The organism is Staphylococcus pettenkoferi, from assembly GCF_002902685.1.
Classification (GTDB): Bacteria; Bacillota; Bacilli; order Staphylococcales; family Staphylococcaceae; genus Staphylococcus; species Staphylococcus pettenkoferi.
Map to the genome: position 1 here is coordinate 74,246 of NZ_PPRN01000013.1, position 22,207 is coordinate 96,452.

Here is a 22,207-nt window from a genome sequence, read left to right on the forward strand (position 1 = left end):
TTAATCACCTAAAGTATCAGAGTTTCTCATTGCTTTCGTCGTGCCAAATAAGTATGTGAATACAAAGCCACCGATATATGCAGCAAAGAGACCTACAATATAACCTAAATACATATGATCTGAAATGAGCGGTAGGAGGGACCATCCACTAGGGCCTACTGCAGTAGCACCAATGTGACCGATGCCACCAATAACAGCGCCGCCAACACCGCCACCTAAACATGCAGTAAAGAATGGTCGGCCAAGTGGTAGCGTCACCCCATAAATTAGAGGTTCACCAATACCGAGTATGCCTACAGGTAGGGCACCTTTCAACGTATCGCGTAAGGTCTTGTTCTTACGGCAACGAACCCATAAAGCGAGTGCAGCGCCTACTTGTCCTGCACCTGCCATCGCAGCAATCGGTAATAAATAAGTTGCTCCCGTTTTATTTATCATTTCAATATGAATAGGTGTAAATATATGATGTAATCCTAACATAACCAATGGTAGGAAGAAAGCACCGATGATAAAGCCGCTAAAGATGCCTCCTACACTAATAATCCAATTGATAACGCCGACGAGTCCATCAGATACGAAACCAGCGAGCGGCATGATGATGAATACAGTGAGTAAGCCGATGATCAGTAAAGTAATTGTCGGCGTAATGATAATATCGACTTCGTTAGGAATCACTTTGTGCAGTCTCTTTTCAATTAAACTCAAGAGCCAAACTGCAAAGATGACACCAATAATACCACCTTGCCCAGCTTGTAAGTGCTCACCCGTAAAGAGGTTAGTAATTGCTTTATCATCGCCTAAACCTGTGAGTAACGTCGTACCACCGATGACACCGCCGAGACCTGGTGTCGCACCGAATTCTTTTGCAGCATTAATACCTGTAAAGATAGCAAGATAAGCTAACATACCATCTTTAATCACACCAAAGATCGTGACGAGTTGCGTGAAGAAAGCACCAGAGATCACGTGAGCAGTTAGCATATTCTCGATGACTGCCCCGATACCTCCGATGAGACCTGCTCCGATAAAGGCAGGGATCAATGGGATAAAGATATTTGCTATAGTTTTAAAGAACTTTTGGAAAGGACCTGATTTCTGTTGAGATTGATAGTTCTGCTTATTCTCTTGCGCACGCGCTTCTGCACGTTGTTTGGCTGTTCCGCCTAAGTCGTTATTGGAAATAGTAGATGAATGAGATTGTTGCAGTTCTTCCATATAGTTCGCGACCTTTGAAGCGGTACCTGGTCCTACGACAATCTGCAAGCGTTCATCTTGTACCACTCCGAGCACGCCATCGATAGCTTTTAATTCATCGAAATCAACTTGGTCATGATGATGGAGTTGAACGCGTACACGTGTCATACAGTTAATCACATTGTCTACATTCTCTATACCTCCGATTGCTTGCACAATCTGGTCGGTTAATTCTTGGGTATTCGCCATATGAAATGACCTCCTTCAAATCATTATGGTTATCTCGTATTTATGACTACTGAATTGCGCGTTTAATTTGTCCTTGATTAGCTTGTAAACGTGTTTCTGCTTCTTCACGCGAACAGTTCGCAAGGTGCATGACGACAGCGACTTTCAATTGCTGTTGAGCTTGTTCGTACAGTGAAGCGGCGTCACTTTCGGATAAATCGCAAATGTCTTGAATAATACCGATAGAGCGCTGAATCAACTTCTGATTGGTTGGTCGTAAATCGACCATCAAGTTGCTATAGACTTTTCCCAAACCTACCATTGAAAGGGTAGAAATCATATTTAACATGAGTTTCTGTGCTGTTCCTGCTTTTAAACGTGTTGAACCCGTTAAGACTTCAGGTCCCACGTGAATTTCAAGTGGATAATCTGCGACCTCGCTCATCGGTGTCTGCTGATTGCAACTGAGTGCCACAGTCATAGCCTCTAGCTCATTGGCGTAATGTAAACCGCCAAGAACGTAAGGTGTTTTACCACTTGCTGCAATACCAATCACGACATCTTTAGCAGTGAGATGAATGGCTTTCAAATCTTCGACAGCCATCTTTTTACTATCTTCTGCACCTTCTACCGCTTCAGTCATCGCACGTTGTCCACCAGCGATCAGTCCAATCACTTCATTCGGACTAGCGTTGAATGTAGGTACACACTCCGCAGCATCAAGGACGCCTAAGCGACCACTCGTTCCTGCACCAATATAGATGAGACGGCCACCGTCTTGCATCCGTTGAATGATACGTTCAATGATTTGAGCCAGTTGAGGAATATGCGATGCGATGGCATGAGGTACCTGTTGATCTTCCTCATTCATCGTACGTAGCGCTTCCTCTATAGACATTTCATCTAAACGCATCGTCTTAGGATTACGTGTTTCAGTAGTCATTCGATTCATCATTTCATCTCCCTATGTATTAAGTTCAAAGCTGAACGTATCATTACCACTTAGACAATCGAGTAGAGCGATGTCCTCTTCAATCATTTCTCCGATACAATTCACGTTAGGGTGTGCAGGTAAAGGTTGTTTAATGAGTTGTAACTCACCTTGATAGCGTCCATTGCGTTCATTGTCCACTGTAATCATTCCACGTGTTCTGGTTGTTGTCTGAGTAGGAGAGATAGATTGCTCAATGCATTGACGCGCATTGTGAGAGCGAATGACTGCTTCAGGCGTATCCATTCTCACTTGGTGCGTCATTTGTAGTAAAGCTTGCACTTGGCTATCTGTACTCGCCACTTTACATCTAAGGGTAAAATGCCGTTCTGCAACAGCTTGAATGAGTTGTTGTGCATACTTACTTTGAAGTTGAATATCCCCCACAATAACATGATTGACGCCAGTGTCAATCAGCATTTGCGCACTATAAACTGGATGTGCATCTCTCGTATCTTCTAAAGTGGGTAGCCCTTTATACAATGGTCCGCGTCGTTTCGTCCCGCTAATAAAGCCATAAATGATGGCTTCTGTATTAAAACGACGAATCAAAGCATTTTGCGCTTGAACGAAAGAGTGAGACAGTCCTGTATCTGGGCGTGGATAATAATTATGACAGTAAACAATTTTATGAAAATGAGTGACTTGCTGTTTCAGTTGAGTTAACAACGCTTCAGTAAGTGTACTCGTATTTAAACAACATGATAATCCTGCTTGAGTAAGTTGATTAATAACATCTATTGAAGTTGAGTGATCAATGCGGATCACAATATTCCCATTTGAATAGAAAGAAAGTAACTGATAAAAGGTGTGATTCAGTAAAGAAGGATTTGCATCAATGATGAGTGTCACAGGCGCGTCTTGAAGTTGGTGTAATAGTTCTTTGAAGTATTGCAACTTAACCTCATCGGATTCTTCAGGTATCTGCAATGAGGTGAATAAAGTGTCGTATCCGAGATGAATCATCGATTGAATATAAGACCAATCAGCTTCTTCTCCCAAATAAACTGAAAAGCCGGACATAAGCAGTCCTCCTCCTTACTTGTAATCGATTTCATTTTACAATAACTCGTATGACTTTACAATTCTATACATAATGCATATAAAGTTATGCGCAATCAAATAGCGTAATATATGTAAGGTATAAGTGTTAGACATATACTAATCAAATAGCACTGCATGAATCTGATGATACAGTGACAGAAATTGGCGTTGCGTATCAACGATGTACGCAGATTTATTCCCAGCCTGCAACTCGTCTAAAGGATGATCAGCTAGATAGTTGAGATGGTAGAGGTATTTATAATGATAGAAAGTTAACGTTGAGGGAGAGAGTTGATTGAGCCTCTCACGTTCCGTTTCCACGTAATCAATAATCCTCTGACGATAAGACGCTTTGTGCTTACTATCTTCATGTATGGCATAATGGTAAAGTTCGATGTGTTGCACTAAGTCGTGTATGCATTGATGTAAATGTAGCAATTCTTGATAATTCATAGTTGATCCTTCCTGTTCGTGATGTATTGTGTCGTGGTGAGTTACATAGGTAGAATAAAGTTCTTCAAGTTCTTATGGTTGATTCAAGTCTTAGAGGGTAAACGCGTTATTAGCACACAATTATAGTAGAAATAGAAATAAAGGAGACGATAGGGCATGCCTAACTCAGTTTATGGCTTTCGAGATATCCAGTGGCGCGATTTCTTACTCATTCCTATATTCATTGTGTCATTTCTTATCTTTTTTATCATAGGTGTTATATATAGTTTCGTTATAGGGAAGAGCGACAGTACCACCATGGATATGCTGACTGCTTTAATACAGTTACTTGCTTATGTGGTCGTTGTTTTGAGCTATTACTTTTTACATATTCAGCAATTTCAAACAATCTTAAGTGACAATTGGCAGACTTTAAAACGGCAATGGCGGTGGGTGTTAATAGGCTTTGTGGTAATGTTCTTATTGGCGATGTTATACGATCAAGTGATTCAACATCTTCCGAATAACTGGGGTTATAGTGAAACGAAGAACGAGGAAGCACTGGATCAATTGTTTAAGCAGAAAGCCTTCTTACCCTTTACATTTATTCTCGCTGTCATTGTGGGTCCTATAGTTGAGGAACTCGCTTTTAGACATTTACTGATTGGCGAGTTAGGCAAGAAATTCAATTTCATAGCTATGGGTGTAATTTCGGCACTACTCTTCGCATTGATTCATTTAGATCCCACGAGTTCGCCGTTCGAGTATGGAGGTTATCTCATTATGGGTGCCGCCATCGTCATTGTTTATTTGAAGACAGGGCGACGTCTGATGCCCGTCATAGCGATGCATATGCTCAATAACTTTGTAGCCTTTATCCTCACGTGTATCTCGTTATTTCATTAGATATTGATTGGCTTGCGTTATTCTACTTCTTTTAAAAAAGACTCAAAGTTGTGCATGGTAATATCGTGCGTCTGAATAGTCTTCTGGAAAGAGTAGGCAATATCTTGAATTTCGCTTACTGGCAACATCGTCGTTTGGCCTGTGCCGATCTCAAAGATAATCGCGTACCATGTGCCATGTTGACATAACATACCGATGAAGATGACGTTCTCTGTATGCACATCATGGTCGCTTGTCGTATGTTCGACTGCCATGACATTACGTTCAGCGCTATAAATGAGAATGTCAGTGAAGAATTGAGGTAATAACGCTTCATCATGATCTTCAAATTTAATATAGTTGTCGAGACGTTTCAGCGTATTTCTTAATTTCGTATAGGGGATATTTAAACATTTCTTAATAATCGCTTTGATATTCTCTTTAAAAGGTAATGTTGAATAAGATTGACTTTCATTCAATGTTAAGAAGAGGGCGATCATTTGATCTTCTGTGAAATTCATAGTGTATTGATTGTGCGTTTCAGTGATTTGATAACCGCCGCGCACACCTTGTTTCGCCACAATCTTCACGCCTTGATTCTCAAGGTCGGCCATATCACGCAGAATAGTACGTTTAGACACATTAAGTGTTTGCGCAAGTTTAGATGCACTCGTTTGGTTGTTCGATTGAATGAGTTCAATAATACGATTCTGACGTTCTCGTTTGTCCATCGATGACACCTCCTGTTACCTTTACTATTTACACTTAGTATAGCATAAAACGCGTAACGACAACATTTAAGCGATATTTTGACAAAAAAATTACAAAAAATTCAAGAAAACGCTTACATTCTCTTTTAACATGTGTTATAGTTGTTGTAGTAACAAGGGGATAACGAATAAGGTGATTTAGGGGTAGGCTATTACATAATATAATAGTTACAATCTCTTGTTCGTATGCGTTACTATTCAAACATCTTCAATATTTATTACTTACTTTCCTTTCTATTTGCCGACTAGCGATGACTAGTCGGTTTTTTAAATGTAGATAGACATTGTTGTAAGAGTGCTACATTTCGTGATAGAGAATATGCTAAAATAAATACATTCATACATATAAATCTTAAGTAAAGAGGTGACATAATGAATCAGCAGTATTTAATCGATTTAGACCAACGTATTCGTGAGTGGTTACATACATTAGATGAAACGATTCCACAACTTATCTCACAGATGCATACGTCAACGAAAAAAGATCGCTTCGACTTAGTTACAAATGTCGATCAAACGATACAAGAACAGTTTGAGACATTTCTGGAAGAACATTATCCTGAACATCAATTATTTGCTGAAGAAAAGTCCAACGAGCATATTGATGCGCGCTATGGACATACATGGATGATGGATCCAATCGACGGCACAATGAATTTAGTGAAACAGCAAGAGGATTATTGCGTAATTCTCGCTTATTTCATAGACGGTGAACCAATGCTTTCTTATATTTATGACTATCCGCATCGTCATCTCTATCATGCAATACGCGATCGAGGTGCTTATAAAGACGGTGAGAAACTTCAATCACCAGCTACAATTGAAATGCAAGATGCGATACTCTCATTCGGAGCACAATTTGTAAATAATGCAACGTTGCGTGATCTCTTTGATGCATCTTTCAGCCATCGCATTATCGGTTCTTGTGGTCTAGATTCCGTTCGTGTTATTACAGGTCAGTTCGGTGCGCATTTTAATACGAACCCGAAACCGTGGGATATCGCAGCACAGTTCCTATTTGCTCGTGAACTTGGTTTGAAAATGACGAATTTAAGAGGTGAAGCGTTGGACTTTACGAAAGCAGGGCCATTTATTATCAGTAACCCTGGATGTCACGAAGCGGTACTAGAGGTGCTTCAACGTGGCGAAGGTTATGAGATATAGGTCTTTGGTTGGATACCTAAATGTCTCGTTGGGTATATACTGTTAATTAATAGCTTGACTGCTTTGTCGTGCTTCATTGTTCTTTGCTCATTTACAAGTAGTGAAATCGCTGCATCTCAATGATTCACTCCGCGCCTCAAGCTGTCACTTAACAGTCTAAAAGCTTGGCAGAAGATAATAGCTTGACTGCTTTGTCGTGCTTCATTGTTCATTGCTTATTTACATGTAGTAAAATCGCTGCTTCAAAAATGGGCGCTTTGAGAGTAGTACTACATTTCGGTGTGGCTCACATACTTTTAATGAACATAGAAAGCGACAGATAAATAAGATGAAGGAACAAATAGAAAAGTGAATAATCATTAAGAATGAAAATTAAATAAGATAGGAAGTGATGTGAGTGAAACGCTCAGATTACTATGGACAGAAAAAATCAGGTGGCCCCGGTAAAGTATTACTTTGGATTGTAGGGATTATCGTACTCGCACTGGTGCTCTTCGCTTTGTATATCGGATACAAAGTCTTTGCGGTTGGAGGATCAATTCACGATCCTTTGAATCGTGATAAATCGTCACTACGAAGCGATAAAGTTGAACTAGGGAAAGGTGACCCTTTTACCATTGCGCTCTTTGGCGTAGATTCAGATGCGAAACGTTCAGCCAATGGTGGCGGTCAACGTACCGATACGATTATGGTACTTTCAATCAATCCTGAGAAGAAGACCACTGAAATATTGAGTATCCCGCGTGATACGAAAGCTGAGATTGTGGGCAAGGATTCCACTGAGAAGATCAACCATGCGTATGCATACGGCGGCCCAGATATGGCAGTGAAATCTTTAGAAAAATTATTGAACGTCCCGATTGATCACTATGCAACGATTGATATGGATGGTATGAAAGATATGATTGATACAGTAGGCGGCATCGATGTCGTAAGTAACGCGACATTCTCTTATGATGGTCAATCATTTACGAAAGGTGAAAAGACACATCTTGATGGTAAGCAAGCGATGGCGTTTATTCGCAGTCGTAAAGAACAAGGTGCAGGTGGAGACTTTGGTCGACAAGAACGTCAACAACTTGTCATTCAAGGCTTAGCAAATAAGTTATCTAGCGTGCGTTCACTCACTCATTTCAATTCATTGATGAATCATGCGAAAGAGAATGTGAAGACAGACTTATCTTTAGGCGACTTAAACAAAGTACGTAGTCATTATAAAGATGCGAATGAAACTGTTCACCGTCATCAACTTGAAGGTTCTGGTGGTATCGAAGATGATGGCTTGTACTACTTCCACCCAAGTGACAGTTCACTTCAAGAGAATTCTCAAGCAATTACCTCTAATTTAAATTAGTTTCATACGATGACCATCTCTCTCATTACGAGGGAGGTGGTTTTTTGCTTTGAGAAGCGTTGCTAGATGGAAGTACATCGACTTCTTCTTTTAGGAAGAAAAGTTCTACAACGTATACAATATTAAGATGTTATAAGAAAGCGAAGACCCATGAAATATAGCTTTTTTAACCTGACTATATAAGTTCTCTGCCCCTTTGTATTTGATAATGATAATCATTTATGTCGCACAAGATATAGCCAAGTTTGCTTAATTAAAATTTATTAATAAAACCGTGTGTAAACACTTAACATTTTACATATATGAGTATAGAATATACTCAAGGCATTCTGTTTTTATACATGAGTGGGCATTGTTAAAAAGAGAATCGACAACGCTTAGCAGATATAACACGGGCATTAATATATATATTAGGGGTGAATTGCATGCAAGAGCATTTGATTGTCACGCTAGATGGCAAAGATTATCTTGTTGAACCTGGAACAAACTTATTAGAATTCATCAAATCGCAGAACACATTTGTGCCTTCGATTTGTTATAACGAATCATTGGGACCAATCCAAACATGTGATACGTGTACAGTTGAAATTGACGGAGAAATTCAACGTGCGTGTAGCACTATCGTGGATCGTCCAATGGTGGTCAATACTCAGAACGATCGTGTACAAACAAGTCAGAAAGAAGCACTCGATCGCATTTTAGAAAAACACCAATTGTATTGTACAGTATGTGACTATAATAACGGCGACTGTGAAATACATAATACGATGGATCAGTGGGGTCTTGAGCATCAAACATACGAGTACAAAGAGAAACCATATGAGAAAGATTACGGCCCATTCTACCGTTATGATCCTAACCAATGTATCCTTTGCGGACGTTGTGTAGAGGTGTGTCAGGACGTTCAAGTTAATGAAACGTTAACGATTGACTGGGAAAGACAACAACCACGTGTAATTTGGGATAATGATGTTTCAATTAACGACTCATCTTGTGTGGGCTGTGGTCAATGTGCGACAGTTTGTCCATGTAACGCGATGATGGAAGTGAACATGGAAGGTAACGCAGGTTACATGACAGATTTAGAACCAGGCTCATTAGCAGCTATGATTGATTTAACTAAAAAGGCAGAACCAGGCTATGGTCCATTATTCGCAGTTTCAGACTCAGAAGCGGCGATGCGTGAAGAACGTATCAAGAAGACGAAGACAGTATGTACATACTGCGGTGTAGGCTGCTCATTTGATGTTTGGACGAAAGGTCGCGAAGTCCTTAAAGTTCAACCTCAACATGAATCACCTGCGAACCAAATTTCATCTTGTGTTAAAGGTAAATTTGGTTGGGATTACACAGACTCTGAAGATCGCTTAACGAAACCACTTGTACGTAAAGGTGACGAATTTGTTGAAGTTGAGTGGGACGAAGCACTTAAAGTGATCAGTGATAACTTCACTAAGATTAAGAATGAAAAAGGCGCAAGTCACTTATCATTCATTTCTTCTTCTAAAGCAACAAACGAAGAATCTTATTTAATGCAGAAATTAGCGCGTCAAGTTGTAGGTACGAATAACGTCGACAACTGTTCACGTTATTGCCAAGCACCTGCGACGAAAGGACTCTTCCGTACTGTAGGTCACGGTGGGGACTCTGGCTCAATCTCAGACTTAGCGCGTGCGAGCATGGTTGTGCTCATCGGTACAAATACTGCAGAGGCACACCCAGTTATCGCTTCTAAGATCAAACGTGGTCAGAAGTTATTTAACAACACGTTAAACGTCTTCGATATCCGTAAACACGAAATGGCGCAACGTGCAGATAACTTCTATCAACCGAAGCCAGGTACTGACCTTGTATGGTTATCTGCAGTAACGAAATACATCATCGATCAAGATAAACATGACAAAGCGTTTATCGATGAATGGGTAGACGACTTCGATGAGTACTACAAATCATTAGAAGACTTCACTATGGAATTTGCGGAAGAAACAACAGGCATTCCGAAAGAAGATTTAATCGACTTTGCAGAACAAGTCATTGCGGCTGAATCTGTATCAATCTGCTGGGCAATGGGTGTAACACAACAAGACATCGGTAGTGATACATCTACTGCAATTTCAAACTTACTCTTAACTACAGGTAACTACCGTCGTCCAGGTACAGGCGCTTACCCATTACGTGGTCATAACAACGTTCAAGGTTGTAGTGATATGGGTAGTATGCCGGACCAATTCCCTGGTTATCAGAAAGTGGACGATGACGTGGTTCGTGCGAAATTCGAACGTGAATATGGCGTAGAAATTCCTGCAGAACCAGGTCGCGACAATCACCAAATGATGGAAGGTATTCACAACGACGAAATCCATGCTTTATATCTTTACGGTGAAGATACAGGTATTGTTGACTCTAACATTAACTTTGTTCAAGCTGCTTTAGAAAAAGTAGACTTCTTAGTCGTACAAGATGCTTTCTTCACTTTCACAGCAACATATGCGGATGTTGTATTACCAGCAAGTCCAGCGTTAGAGAAGACAGGTACTTTTACTAATACTGAACGTCGTATCCAACGTATCTATCAAGGACTTGAACCTAAGGGAGACTCACTTCCTGACTGGCAAATCATCCAAGCGATTGCGAAAGAAATGGGCTACGATTGGGGTTACACTCACCCATCTCAAATCATGGATGAAATCGCACGTTTAACACCACTATATTCTGGTGTGAACTACGAACGCCTCGAAGGCTACAACAGTTTACAATGGCCAGTAGCGGAAGATGGTACAGACGAGCCAACGCTTTACATGAATGGCTTCAACTTCGAGAACAAAAAAGCGAAGTTCTTCCCATTAACATTCGACAACTTCTATAAAGAAAGTGAAGAATACGACTTACATGTTAACAACGGTCGTCTTCTTGAACACTTCCACGAAGGTAACATGACTTACCGCGTGAAAGGTTTAGAGTACAAGATGCCAAACGCATTCGTTGAAGTATCTCCTGAACTCGCTGAAGACCGTGGCTTACACGAAGGTGCAGAGGTCAAATTGATTTCTGATGCAGGTGAAGCTGAACTCGTCGTTCATATTACTGATCGCGTAAAAGGTAAGCAAATTTACATTCCGTTGAACAATAATGCGATGTTAAACGGTGATATCAATGCAATTAACGCATTGACAAACAGTGACGTTGATAAAGATACAGATACACCATCTTACAAACGTACAAGTTGTCGTATGGAAATTAAGACACGTAAAGGTAAGTCACCATTGAACCCAACTAACTTCCGTGTCAATAAACAACGCAAACCACAATACAGTGTTCAAGTGCAAAATAAATGGAATCGTGAAGATTACGTATTCCCAGGAAGTCAGGTGGATCAATAATGGCAGAACGTATTACTAAGATTAGACGTGTCGAGAAACCGAAGGAACAAGTGAAACAAGAGAACTTAGAAGAAGTGACATCAGCGATTTCCGAGAATAAAGAAAGTATTCTTAAAGCGATTAATCTCGTGAGTGCGCTCGATGATGCGAAGATCTTAGATGCTTTATCTGGCATGGTCAAAGGTCGCGGTGTCATTGCGAATAAATTTGCGACTGAGTTAAATAAAGAACAATATACAGGTTTAATTTCAAACATGGCATCACTCGTCTTCTTACTTGGTGACTTAGATGTAAACGATTTGAGTCATGTGCTTAATAAAGTGAACAGAGGGTTACGTGTGGCGAACTCAGCTAACCCTAATCAGAAGACATCAATCACTGGACTTTTCAAAGTGTTGCGTGACGATGAAATTAACCGCGGTTTAACTTACATGTTGAACTTATTAAAAGGTATGTCTCGCGAAGAGTAAGTCGCGGACGTGACTGCACTATAGAATAAGAAGCGCTTATGTAATGTTGGGTTAACTTAAATCAATACTATTTAGTAGAAAGCTGTCGGCAGGAAGCATCTTGCCGATAGCTTTTCTCTATGTCGACGGTGAGCAAGTCTTTTACTACAGCGAGGAATAAACGTCGTCGAGAGGTTAGGAGATATGGTACAATTTGAGTAATATAATCAATGTAGAAATGGGAGGGAAGACCTATTAATCCACAAATGATGAAAGTACTGTCGATTATTTCTAACATCTTTCTCGTCATCGGCATCATCTTACTCGTCATGAAGAATCTCGTTATGGCCATCACGATGTTCGTCGTCTCATTGGCGATTAGTTTAGTGATGTTTAATGTCTTCTTTAGACATCGTACGGGTATGAAGGTCGTCATCAATATTTCGTTTGCGATTGTGTTGATTGCGATTATGGTCGCATTCTTCGTACTGAAATAGAGTAAGGGAAGAGGAGCGCGAGTTAAGATGGAATGGATGAAGAAACGAGCTACACTTCTCGTTGCCGCTGGGTTACTCGTCATCTTTGCGATACTGTTCGTAATCTATGATACATCATTGTTTGAGCACCGTAAGATGCATACCTTTGACGAGGCGGTAGAGAAGCAGACAAGTGACGGTGTGATTAATACGAAAGAGAAAGACGGGCGCTTCGTGAATGCATCGAAGAAAGATGTTGAAGAAGCGATGGCCGTAGATAGTCAGCATCATAATCTAAAGCACATGGATATCTCTGAGAAAGTGCCTTTGAGTAAAAGTGAAGTCAATCGTCTACTGAAAGGTAAAGGTGTTCTCGAAGGGCAAGGTCAAGCCTTCTTAGATGCGCAAGATAAATACGAAGTCAACGCACTTTATTTAGTGAGTCACGCGTTGGTGGAAACAGGTAACGGGCAATCTGAACTTGCACATGGACTTAAGTCAGGCCACGAGCGTTACTACAATTTCTTCGGTATCGGTGCTTTCGATGCGAATGCGTTAAAGCATGGTAATAGTTATGCGAAGAAAGAGAAGTGGACTTCCCCACGTAAAGCAATTATTGGTGGTGCACGTTTCGTTCGCTACAATTACTTTAAACACCATCAATTGTCTCTTTATCAGATGCGTTGGAACCCTCAGAATCCTGGTACAAATCAGTATGCCAGTGATATTGATTGGGATGATAACATTGCTCAGTTGATGGCAAGATATTATGATAAATATGGGATAAAGAAAGATCATATTCATAAAGATTACTATAAAAAGTAATAAGTGATATATCAGAGAGGGCGTTGCTACAGCAGATAGTGAATCGAAATAGCTTTGCCCTCTCTAATTGTGCGAGCGATTGTGATAGAATGTGAGTGAACATATTAATTGAGGTGTTTGGAATATGAAAATTGGTATTGTTGGCGCCGGTATCGGTGGCCTCACTGCAGCAGCACTGTTTCATGAACAAGGACATGAGGTTAAAGTATTTGAAAAAGAGCCTGAAATCAAAGAGCTAGGTGCCGGTATCGGTATAGGTGACAATGTCTTAGATAAATTAGGCAATCATGATTTAGCTAAAGGGATTAAAAATGCGGGACAAATTATTAAACAAATGGCGATTTACGATGAAGCACAACATCCACTTTCAACAGTAGAGTTGAAAAAGAATAGCGTCAATCTCACGTTAAAACGACAAACACTTATCGATGTGATTGCTTCATACGTACCCGATTACGCTATATATACAAATCACCGTGTTACTAAAATGGAGAATAGCGATATGAAAGTGACGCTTCATTTTGCGAATCAAGAACCAGAGACGTTCGATTTATGTATTGGTTCAGATGGCATTCATTCCATCATTCGTGAGACAGTCGCACCGAAAGCGAAATTGAATTACCAAGGTTATACTGTGTTTCGCGGCATGGTGGAAGATGTTCAACTTGAGGACACGCATATTGCGCGCGAATATTGGGGTACGAAAGGGCGTGTAGGCATCGTTCCTCTTCTAAATAACCAAGCATATTGGTTCATTTCAATCAATGCGAAAGAGCGCGACGTGGCGTTAAGTGCTTATGGTAAGCCACATTTACAAGCGCGTTTTAACCATTATCCAGATGAAGTACGCCAAGTGTTAGACAAACAAAGTGAAACTGGCATCTTACAACACGATATGTACGATTTGAAACCGTTGAACGATTTCGTCTATCAACGTACGATTCTGCTCGGTGACGCAGCGCACGCGACGACACCTAATATGGGACAGGGTGCAGGTCAAGCGATGGAAGATGCAATCGTGTTAACCAACTGCTTTAAACACTATGACTTTAATGAGAGCTTGAAGCGGTATAACAAGTTGCGCGTGGGTCATACTGCGAAAGTAATTAAGCGTTCTAGAAAGATTGGTAAACTCGCGCAGCATACCAATCCGTTCGTGGTAGCCGTGCGTAACTTTATCGCGAAGTTGTTACCAAATTCCTACGGGGCACGTCAGACGAAGTTCTTGTATAAAAGTAAAGCGAAATAAAGATGCAAAAAGACAGGTAAGGGACTTGAGCCTTACCTGTCTTTTATCATTTCAATAGCGTTTGAAATCAATTATTTATTTACTACGTATTTTGGTTCTTCACCATTCATCTTACTAATCGCATCGTTAGCAACGATACGTGCCATCATATCACGTGCTTCGAATGTCGCGTTACCGATGTGCGGTGTAATGACCACGTTATCAAGTGATTTAAGCTCGTCATTGATTTCTGGTTCGAATTCGAACACGTCTAGTGCAGCACCTTCGATTTCTTTCGCTTTCAATGCATCTACTAATGCTTGCTCGTTCACGATAGGACCACGTGCTGCGTTAATGAGGTAACTTGTAGATTTCATTTTCTTGAATTGTTCTGTATCGAAACTATGGTGTAATTCTGGTTTGTAAGCTGTATTAATTGTCACGAAATCAGATTTTTCGATGAGTGTATCGAAGTCTACATATTTCGCACCAATTTCACGTTCTTTTTCAGGTTTTTGATGTGGACCTGTGTAAAGAATATTCATATCGAATGCTTTCGCACGTTTGGCAACAGCGCCACCGATTTCACCTAAACCTACAATACCGATTGTCTTACCTGAAACTTCACGTCCACGGAAGAATAGGGGCGCCCAACCGTCGAAACCTTTCGTACGGCATAATTGATCACCTTCAACAATACGACGTGCTGAAGCTAGAACAAGTGCGAATGTTAATTCAGCAGTTGCAGCCGTAGATGCTTTCGGCGTATTGGTAACGTCGATATCTTTTTCACGTGCATAATCTACATCAACGTTGTTAAAGCCAGCACCATAGTTAGTGATAATCTTCAAGTTACTACCTGCATCAATGACTTCTTTATCTACATTGGTAGACAATAAACTGATTAAGACATCAGCGTCTTTCACGCCTTCTTTCAACGTCTCTTGATCAATGATACCTTCTCCATCGTAAACATCGACCTCATAGCCTTGGTCTTGGAGAAGATCTAAGCCTTCTTGAGGAATGGCTCCTGCGATATATACTTTTACCATTATAATCACTTCCTTTATCGTTAAGTATACCGAAACCCTGTTCAATAAACAAACAAATCTATATTGTTTCACAGCGTTTTTGGTTTAGAAATATATTTTGTAGCGTAATTATAGTAATGCATTTAGTTGGTGATAATAGTTCGACCTGTGTGATGCAGCGTTTTTATGCATTTTAACTTTAGCTATTTTTAAAATGACTCTAGTGAAAGTTTGCACTACTGACTTTTACCATGAGTAGATGAAAAGTCTAAAAAATAAGCCTTCTACTATATATTTATCATTAATTAATGAGCTTTAAACCTATAACCGCTATAATGATTAAAGCAATAAAGGAAATGCGTTTCGCGCTGCGTGATTCGTTATAAAAGAGCATACCGATAATCGCACCGCCACATGTACCGATACCTGTCCAAATTGCATAAGCTGTGCCCATTGGGATATCGTACATCGATAACTTGAGTATGAGGAAGCTGCAGATAAAGGCCAGACCTAATAAGATGATTAAGGATTGCTTCTTAGTGCGGTTGATTTCGTTGAGAATAATCACCCCGATAATCTCGAACACACCAGCAATCATTAAATAAATCCAAGCCATTATGATTCCTCCTGTTCTGTCGTCATTTGAAGACCTAATATGCCGACGATGAGTAAGATGAGAAGGACGACCTTACTGAAACTTAAGGTATCGCCATGAATAAAGATGTCGACTAGTACTGTACCAATTGCGCCCATACCGACAAAGACAGTATAAGCAGTACCGACAGGCAAGTGTTTACTTGCTGAAAGTATGAGATAGAAACTTAACGCAATTAAGATGAGCGTTACAATCCACGTTGGTATATTATGTGCATGATTCATACTAGTGACCCACATGATTTCAACGAGGCCAGCTACAAAGACTTTTAACCATTGCATCTTAATTACCTCCTTCTTCCAACTTTGCTATTTTCTCAAATTCCTATGCAAACTGCAATTTAACCCTTTTGGTTAAAATGAAAAACTCAACCTTTAGCGTTTGAATGTGGCGAAACGCGTAAAAGATTGAGTTGATGTTCAAAAAATTATAATCATCATTCTTCTTTGTATTTAAGATATTTAAAGGATAGTGGGACGTGAAAAAACTGTCCTTGAAGTGTCCTCTCTATGCCGAATATCGATATGATTAATATTAAAACTGCAATGATCGGAACGATGATGATGATACTTGCAAAGATTCCAATTGTGATACACATTAGAGCGTATTCGTCGGTTGGGGCGTCACAAATTAACCATATTATCGTTATAAACGCTAAAATAACGATTACCCACCAAAATAATAATGAGAGAGTGTAATTAAGTACGGCTCTACCTACATTATCAATAAAGTTCGAATTTTTCCGTTTATATAGCCATAGGACTAACCAAATAATATAAGGCACAACGATACATGTGATAAGAATGCTTAAAAATTCAAAGATATACTTACCGAATAGAATAATTAGTTGAAACAAACCTAGCATTAATAGAAATATGAATATTGATAATATAAGATTTGGCAAATAAAATATCATGGCTATGTGTCTCTCGCCTTTAGTTGGACTAGATTCAGTGTATATAGCTCTTTCTTGTTGTTCTATCATCGATGACTCCCTTTCTATATTTGTTTTGATAGCTGTGATTCAACGTACATTATCTCAATATTTTAAAAGACATGGGCACGTGAAACACTTTTCCAAAGCCAGCCATAACTGCACCGATAAGTGAAAATATTAAAAATAAAAACACGAAAAACAACATAAAAACTGGCGCAGAGAATATGATAAAAAAGATACTCGGCTCTAATTCTTGAGTATCGATTACTTTACCAACGGCTAAAAGTGCCAATCCTAAAGCTAAAGTTATGAAAATGGTCCAAAGGATTATCGAAATACAAAAATTAAAGTAAGCCTTTCCAATCTGATTGACGAAAGTTGACTGCTTTCGAATGAAAAGCCATTGCACTAACGAAATCACAAAAGCGACAAAGAAACCAATGATAATGCTGATGAAAAAAATTCTTGTACATATCTAAAGATGTGTCTACATAAGTCAGTTTATTATAAATCTTCATCACAATATAGCCGAAGACAAGAATTGATAAGTAAAGGCCTACTCCTATGAGTCGTTCTTTAATATCAGGTTGCGTTTGAGGTTTTTGAGTCTTGCTTTGACCGGTATTTTTTTGACCAGGCTTGCTCCGATCAGTCTCGTTCTGAAGCGAAGTTTCTTGTTGTTCTGTCATTGTTGCCACCCTTTCTGATGTAGTAACTATAACTATACCAAAAGACTCTGAATTTATGTATAACTATTTAGAAAGTTAAATGTTGTGAAAGCACTTACGTCGAGGTGAACTTGTTGTTAGAATACCCCATATGTCTAACAACATCAGATAGGTGGTTTAATCTTCAAGTCAGAAAGGTAAATACCTATAGTGAAATATTTTATTGCCATATACAAAGAAAGAAGGGAATAATACATGAAGATTGCAATTGTAGGTTCTGGTAACGGGGCAGTGACTGCTGCACTCGATATGTACACGAAAGGACATCAAGTGAGACTCTACTGTCGAAATCAGTCGCTACATAAATTTGATAAAGCCTTTGAAGAAGGTGGCTTTACCTTTAATAACGAAGGAGACGAACAGTTTGTAGAGTTCACTGATATTAGTGATGACATGGAATACGTACTTGAAGGAGCTGAAGTTGTTCAAGTGATTATTCCTTCATCATTTATAGAACACTATGCTTATACGATGGCACCATTTGTCACAAACGAGCAGCTGATCTTCTTTAATATGGCTGCAGCTATGGGTTCAATCCGTTTTATCAACGTGCTTGAAGATATGCATATTGATACGATGCCAAAGTTTGCTGAAGCGAATACGCTCACATATGGTACGCGCGTGAACTTTGACAAAGCGCTTGTCGATCTGTCATTAAATGTGCGCAAAGTTCATTTTTCAACTTACGACAAGGATTACTTAAGCGATAGTTTTGATAAAATTGAAACAATTTATCCTTACATCGTGAAGGAAGAAAGTCTCATGAAGACAAATCTAGAAAATGGTAATCCTGAAGTGCATCCAGGGCCAACGCTACTTAATGTTGGACGTATCGATTATGCAGACGAATTTAGATTGTATGAAGAAGGGATTACGAAACATACCGTACGCCTGCTTCATGCAGTAGAGCTTGAACGTCTCTCACTCGGACGTAAACTCGGGTTCGAATTGTCTACAGCGAAAGAAGCACGTATCGAACGTGGTTACCTTGAACGACAATATGAAGATGAACCATTGAATCGCTTGTTTAACACGAGTCCGGTCTTCTCACATATTCCGGGCCCAAACAAAGTGAAGAATCGTTATCTGACTGAAGATATCGCATACGGCCTCGTACTGTGGTCTAGTTTAGGACGTGAAATAGGGGTGTCTACGCCTAATATAGATGCGATTATTGTCATTGCTTCAACGATTCTAGAACGGGATTTCTTTGAAGAAGGACTAACAGTAGAAGAACTTGGACTAGAGAAACTTGGCTTAGACTAATTCAATACGAGGGGGATGTGTATGAAGCGACAACCAACGTTACTCGAAGCATTATCCACGATCATCGTCATGGTGATCATTGTCATCGTAGGATTCGTTGGGTTTGAAATACCAATACAAGCATTATTGATATTATCATCTGCATACGCAGTATTTATCGCGAAACGCGTAGGATTGAATTGGAAAGATTTAGAAGAAGGGATTACGAAGCGACTAGCTACGGCGATGCCAGCGATCTTCATCATTCTATCTGTCGGGATTATCGTCGGTAGTTGGATGTATTCAGGTACAGTGCCTGCTTTGATCTATTACGGGTTAGAATTTTTAAATCCTAACTACTTTCTCGTCTCCGCCTTCGTCATTTGTGCAGTGACGTCTGTAGCCACAGGTACCGCATGGGGCTCAGCTTCCACTGGCGGTATTGCCCTGATGGCGATTGCTCATCAACTCGGTATACATGAAGGTATGGCAGCTGGCGCAATTATTGCCGGCGCGGTCTTTGGGGATAAAATGTCTCCGCTTTCAGATACGACGAACTTGGCCGCTTTAGTGACGAAAGTTAATATCTTCGCGCACATCAAAGCGATGGTATGGACGACAGTGCCTGCATCTATCGTAGGACTTATCGTGTGGTTCTTTGCTGGCCGTCAATTCGGCGGAAGTGCGAGATCGAAACAGATTAACGAAATGCTACATGAACTGAGTACCATTTATCACATCAACTTCTTTACTTGGGTACCGGTCATCGTTATTATCGCTTGCTTATTACTTAAATTTGATACCGTTCCAGCGATGCTCATTTCAAGTTTGAGCGCGATCATCATCGGATGGGCGAACAATGGCTTTAATATCGTCGATGGCTTCAAGGCAACATTTGATGGCTTTACTAAAGGTATGGTAAGCAGTAACGACCATGTTTCAAGTAAAGTAGCAACCTTGATTGAGCAGGGTGGCATGATGAGTATGACTGAGATCATCGTGACCATCTTCTGTGGTTACGCTTTCGCAGGTATCGTGGAGCGTTCGGGCTGTCTAGATGTGATTCTGCACAAGATTTCTAGCAACATTCACTCTGTCGGTCAGCTCATCCTAGCGACCGTCATTGGCGGTTTGATGATGGTGCTTGCAGCAGGTGTGGCTTCCGTCGTGATCATCATGGTCGGCGTCTTAATGATGGATATGTATAATAAAATGAATCTTGACCGTACGAACCTATCACGTACACTAGAGGATTCTGGTACGATGATTATTCCATTGATACCGTGGGGCACATCCGGGATTTATTATACTAAACAATTGGGTGTGTCATTCGACCAATTCTTCATTTGGACAATACCATGTTACCTTTGTATCGTCTTCGCATTAATTTACGGCTTTACAGGTATAGGTATTAAAAAAGTGAAACAACAAGACAAGGCTTCACAAGGTTCCGAAGCATAACAATATGAAATAGAAATGAATGAGGGATTGAGGTGAAAGCGAGGGCATTTCACTTCAATCCTTTTTTATAGAATATGGGCAAATTTCAAAATTGAAATTGCGGAAATTAACGGTATGAGTGACTGGTGTGTAGGTTATATAAAAAATTAAATAGATTTGCAGTATTTAAGTTTAAAATAGTAGTAAGAGGATAAAGTGTAGTAGAGACGTTGAGATGACGATACATAGTAATATAAGTAGTGGTATTACTATAACGGAGAGCGAGTCATCTCGCGTCATGTAGATAATAATTAAATATCCTTCTATTATCTATTTGGAGACAGTTTTGTATTGTGTTTTTGTAGCGATTTTGCAATGCAAAACTGTTTTTTGTATGTAGTTGAAATATGTTTAATTTCGATATATTCTCATCGCTAAGTCGGCGAGCAATCAACATAACGTAATACATTTTGTTTTCATTCAACAATCTTCCTTTTTCTAAACAAAATCATTTTATTAGTGCTGTAAAATAAAAAAAGCTTTAACCAACACTGAAGTATTGGCTAAAGCTTGAAAGACATGTCTCTATTAGTGAATGAAGTTGTAGCTTGCTGCTTGGCTAGCTGAGATTGTACGTGAAGTAACAACACCAGGACCGTGACCATAGTTCATTTCAGATACACGGATTGAACCGTTGCTGTTCACGCTTTCAACGTATGCTACGTGACCGAAAGCACCTGCTGAAGATTGCATGATGGCACCTGCTGATGGGCGGTTGTTTACAGTGTAACCTGAAGCTGCTGCTGCGTTAGCCCAGTTGTTCGCGTTACCCCAAGTTGAACCGATCTTACCACCTACACGATCAAACACGTAATAAGTACATTGACCAGCAGTGTAGTAGTTTGCAGATGAACCAGAAGTACGTGCGATAGAGTTAGCAGAGCTTGATGGTGCTGCTGTAGTTGTTACATGTACGTTGTGGCTAGAAGTTGTTGGTGCTGCACCACGTCCGCCAGTTTGGTAGCTTGTGTAAGATGGCGCACTGTAGTTGCTGTAATGACCATAGCTTGAATTATTGTTAGCAGTATAGCCTGAATAGTTATTATTAGCGTAACCGTAGTTAGCAAAGTTTCCGTAAGATTGTTGATCTTCTACTTGATTTGGATTCCAATTACCTTTCCAAGTGTAGTGGTAGTTGCCTTGTGCATCTATCCAATATGTGTACTCGTAAGATGTTGGGTCGTTAGGATTATATCCTCCTTGATGATCCTCGGCAGCATGCGCATCGTTATGTGCGAATGCAAATGTAGCAATTCCTGCAGTAGCGATTGTAGCTGTAGCGATTTTTTTCATTGTAAAAATATCCTCCTAATATTCCAATAAGTATTGTTATATAAAGTTGAACTACCATCTTCGTCTTGAAAAGATCGAGAACCCAGACGATAAATTCATTTGTACTTAGTTGCAAAGTGAAAGTTTTTTGACGCGTTCTACTCTACCAGAAAATATTGCTTTTGTGTGGTTTGTTAACGATTTGTAATTTAGCTCTAACAATTTATTTTTAAAGACAATGTCAATTCATTAATATTTTTATCTAATGAAATGCGATAGCTAAAGTACTTATGAGACTTCTCTTTCAAGCAAGGAATTTCGAAATATTACAGATTTGTAATAAAACTGAATATTTATATTGCAGGACACTGAGTGGCGGAGTAGACATTATAGAGTGGAAGTTCGTTTATATGTAAGAA

At 39.8% G+C, this 22,207-nt stretch carries 22 protein-coding genes; 10 read left to right on the plus strand and 12 right to left on the minus strand.

Annotated features, from left to right (window positions below):
• From CD126_RS02780 to CD126_RS02795, 4 genes are all read right to left on the minus strand, one after another.
• A complete protein-coding gene (locus CD126_RS02780) occupies nucleotides 1-1,443 on the minus strand; it encodes a PTS transporter subunit EIIC (protein ID WP_049407553.1) in 1,443 nt (480 codons plus the stop codon).
• Between the two features lie 46 nt (nucleotides 1,444-1,489).
• Nucleotides 1,490-2,374: an N-acetylmuramic acid 6-phosphate etherase gene (gene murQ / locus CD126_RS02785; protein ID WP_049407554.1), complete on the minus strand. Its 885-nt coding sequence runs from the start codon at nucleotides 2,372-2,374 to the stop codon at nucleotides 1,490-1,492.
• Nucleotides 2,375-2,386: 12 nt separating this feature from the next.
• Nucleotides 2,387-3,436 carry a MupG family TIM beta-alpha barrel fold protein gene (locus CD126_RS02790; RefSeq protein WP_049407556.1) on the minus strand — a complete coding sequence of 350 codons (1,050 nt, stop codon included), beginning with the start codon at nucleotides 3,434-3,436 and terminating at the stop codon, nucleotides 2,387-2,389.
• 138 nt (nucleotides 3,437-3,574) lie between these two features.
• Nucleotides 3,575-3,910: a hypothetical protein gene (locus CD126_RS02795; protein ID WP_049407558.1), complete on the minus strand. Its 336-nt coding sequence runs from the start codon at nucleotides 3,908-3,910 to the stop codon at nucleotides 3,575-3,577.
• Nucleotides 3,911-4,066: 156 nt separating this feature from the next.
• On the opposite strand from CD126_RS02795, the gene CD126_RS02800 reads away from it, so the two are divergent.
• Nucleotides 4,067-4,795, plus strand: coding sequence for a CPBP family intramembrane glutamic endopeptidase (locus CD126_RS02800; RefSeq protein WP_049407560.1), 729 nt, complete (start codon nucleotides 4,067-4,069; stop codon nucleotides 4,793-4,795).
• A gap of 17 nt (nucleotides 4,796-4,812) precedes the next feature.
• Here the strand turns inward: CD126_RS02800 and CD126_RS02805 are convergent, their stop codons facing one another.
• Nucleotides 4,813-5,505, minus strand: a complete 693-nt coding sequence (locus CD126_RS02805) for a helix-turn-helix transcriptional regulator (RefSeq protein WP_049407562.1) — start codon at nucleotides 5,503-5,505, stop codon at nucleotides 4,813-4,815.
• Between the two features lie 411 nt (nucleotides 5,506-5,916).
• On the opposite strand from CD126_RS02805, the gene CD126_RS02810 reads away from it, so the two are divergent.
• The 7 genes from CD126_RS02810 to CD126_RS02840 all read left to right on the plus strand — a co-directional run bounded on the left by CD126_RS02810 (nucleotide 5,917) and on the right by CD126_RS02840 (nucleotide 14,441).
• Entirely contained in the window at nucleotides 5,917-6,708 is a 792-nt protein-coding gene (locus CD126_RS02810) for an inositol monophosphatase family protein (RefSeq protein WP_103369997.1), read from the plus strand.
• A gap of 397 nt (nucleotides 6,709-7,105) precedes the next feature.
• Nucleotides 7,106-8,062 (plus strand): LCP family glycopolymer transferase, encoded by a 957-nt coding sequence (locus CD126_RS02815; RefSeq protein WP_049407563.1) that lies wholly within the window; start codon nucleotides 7,106-7,108, stop codon nucleotides 8,060-8,062.
• A gap of 425 nt (nucleotides 8,063-8,487) precedes the next feature.
• Nucleotides 8,488-11,442 (plus strand): formate dehydrogenase subunit alpha, encoded by a 2,955-nt coding sequence (fdhF, locus tag CD126_RS02820; protein WP_049407565.1) that lies wholly within the window; start codon nucleotides 8,488-8,490, stop codon nucleotides 11,440-11,442.
• Nucleotides 11,442-11,912, plus strand: coding sequence for a helical membrane plugin domain-containing protein (locus tag CD126_RS02825; RefSeq protein WP_002471346.1), 471 nt, complete (start codon nucleotides 11,442-11,444; stop codon nucleotides 11,910-11,912). The genes fdhF and CD126_RS02825 overlap by 1 nt, the downstream gene beginning before the upstream one ends.
• A gap of 245 nt (nucleotides 11,913-12,157) precedes the next feature.
• The gene (locus tag CD126_RS02830) at nucleotides 12,158-12,388 is read left to right on the plus strand and encodes a hypothetical protein (protein WP_002471329.1); all 231 of its coding nucleotides are present in this window, start codon (nucleotides 12,158-12,160) and stop codon (nucleotides 12,386-12,388) included.
• Between the two features lie 27 nt (nucleotides 12,389-12,415).
• Nucleotides 12,416-13,192, plus strand: a complete 777-nt coding sequence (locus CD126_RS02835) for an N-acetylglucosaminidase (protein WP_103369998.1) — start codon at nucleotides 12,416-12,418, stop codon at nucleotides 13,190-13,192.
• A 124-nt stretch (nucleotides 13,193-13,316) separates the two neighbouring features.
• Nucleotides 13,317-14,441, plus strand: coding sequence for an FAD-dependent monooxygenase (locus CD126_RS02840; RefSeq protein ID WP_049407570.1), 1,125 nt, complete (start codon nucleotides 13,317-13,319; stop codon nucleotides 14,439-14,441).
• A 71-nt stretch (nucleotides 14,442-14,512) separates the two neighbouring features.
• On the opposite strand, the gene CD126_RS02845 is transcribed toward CD126_RS02840, so the two are convergent.
• The 6 genes from CD126_RS02845 to CD126_RS12085 form a co-directional block, all read right to left on the minus strand.
• Complete coding sequence (locus CD126_RS02845; RefSeq protein WP_002471300.1) at nucleotides 14,513-15,472, minus strand: 2-hydroxyacid dehydrogenase family protein; 960 nt, start codon at nucleotides 15,470-15,472, stop codon at nucleotides 14,513-14,515.
• A 280-nt stretch (nucleotides 15,473-15,752) separates the two neighbouring features.
• Nucleotides 15,753-16,067 (minus strand): DMT family transporter, encoded by a 315-nt coding sequence (locus tag CD126_RS02850; protein ID WP_049407571.1) that lies wholly within the window; start codon nucleotides 16,065-16,067, stop codon nucleotides 15,753-15,755.
• Complete coding sequence (locus CD126_RS02855) at nucleotides 16,067-16,387, minus strand: DMT family transporter (RefSeq protein ID WP_049407573.1); 321 nt, start codon at nucleotides 16,385-16,387, stop codon at nucleotides 16,067-16,069. The genes CD126_RS02850 and CD126_RS02855 overlap by 1 nt, the downstream gene beginning before the upstream one ends.
• A gap of 155 nt (nucleotides 16,388-16,542) precedes the next feature.
• On the minus strand, nucleotides 16,543-17,091 hold the full coding sequence (locus tag CD126_RS12445) for a magnetosome magnetite crystal formation protein family (RefSeq protein WP_103369999.1): 549 nt from the start codon (nucleotides 17,089-17,091) through the stop codon (nucleotides 16,543-16,545).
• Nucleotides 17,092-17,140: 49 nt separating this feature from the next.
• Nucleotides 17,141-17,464: a magnetosome magnetite crystal formation protein family gene (locus CD126_RS12450; RefSeq protein WP_169931227.1), complete on the minus strand. Its 324-nt coding sequence runs from the start codon at nucleotides 17,462-17,464 to the stop codon at nucleotides 17,141-17,143.
• Nucleotides 17,388-17,732, minus strand: coding sequence for a hypothetical protein (locus tag CD126_RS12085; RefSeq protein WP_169931223.1), 345 nt, complete (start codon nucleotides 17,730-17,732; stop codon nucleotides 17,388-17,390). Before CD126_RS12085 ends, CD126_RS12450 begins: the two co-directional genes overlap by 77 nt.
• Before the next feature lie 234 nt (nucleotides 17,733-17,966).
• Here CD126_RS12085 and CD126_RS02870 point away from each other — a divergent pair, with 234 nt between their 5' ends.
• Complete coding sequence (locus CD126_RS02870) at nucleotides 17,967-19,037, plus strand: NAD/NADP octopine/nopaline dehydrogenase family protein (protein ID WP_049407578.1); 1,071 nt, start codon at nucleotides 17,967-17,969, stop codon at nucleotides 19,035-19,037.
• A gap of 21 nt (nucleotides 19,038-19,058) precedes the next feature.
• Nucleotides 19,059-20,477 carry a Na+/H+ antiporter NhaC gene (gene nhaC / locus CD126_RS02875; RefSeq protein WP_103370001.1) on the plus strand — a complete coding sequence of 473 codons (1,419 nt, stop codon included), beginning with the start codon at nucleotides 19,059-19,061 and terminating at the stop codon, nucleotides 20,475-20,477.
• Between the two features lie 567 nt (nucleotides 20,478-21,044).
• On the opposite strand, the gene CD126_RS02880 is transcribed toward nhaC, so the two are convergent.
• Nucleotides 21,045-21,809, minus strand: a complete 765-nt coding sequence (locus CD126_RS02880; RefSeq protein ID WP_103370002.1) for a CHAP domain-containing protein — start codon at nucleotides 21,807-21,809, stop codon at nucleotides 21,045-21,047.
• Nucleotides 21,810-22,207 lie beyond the last annotated feature (398 nt).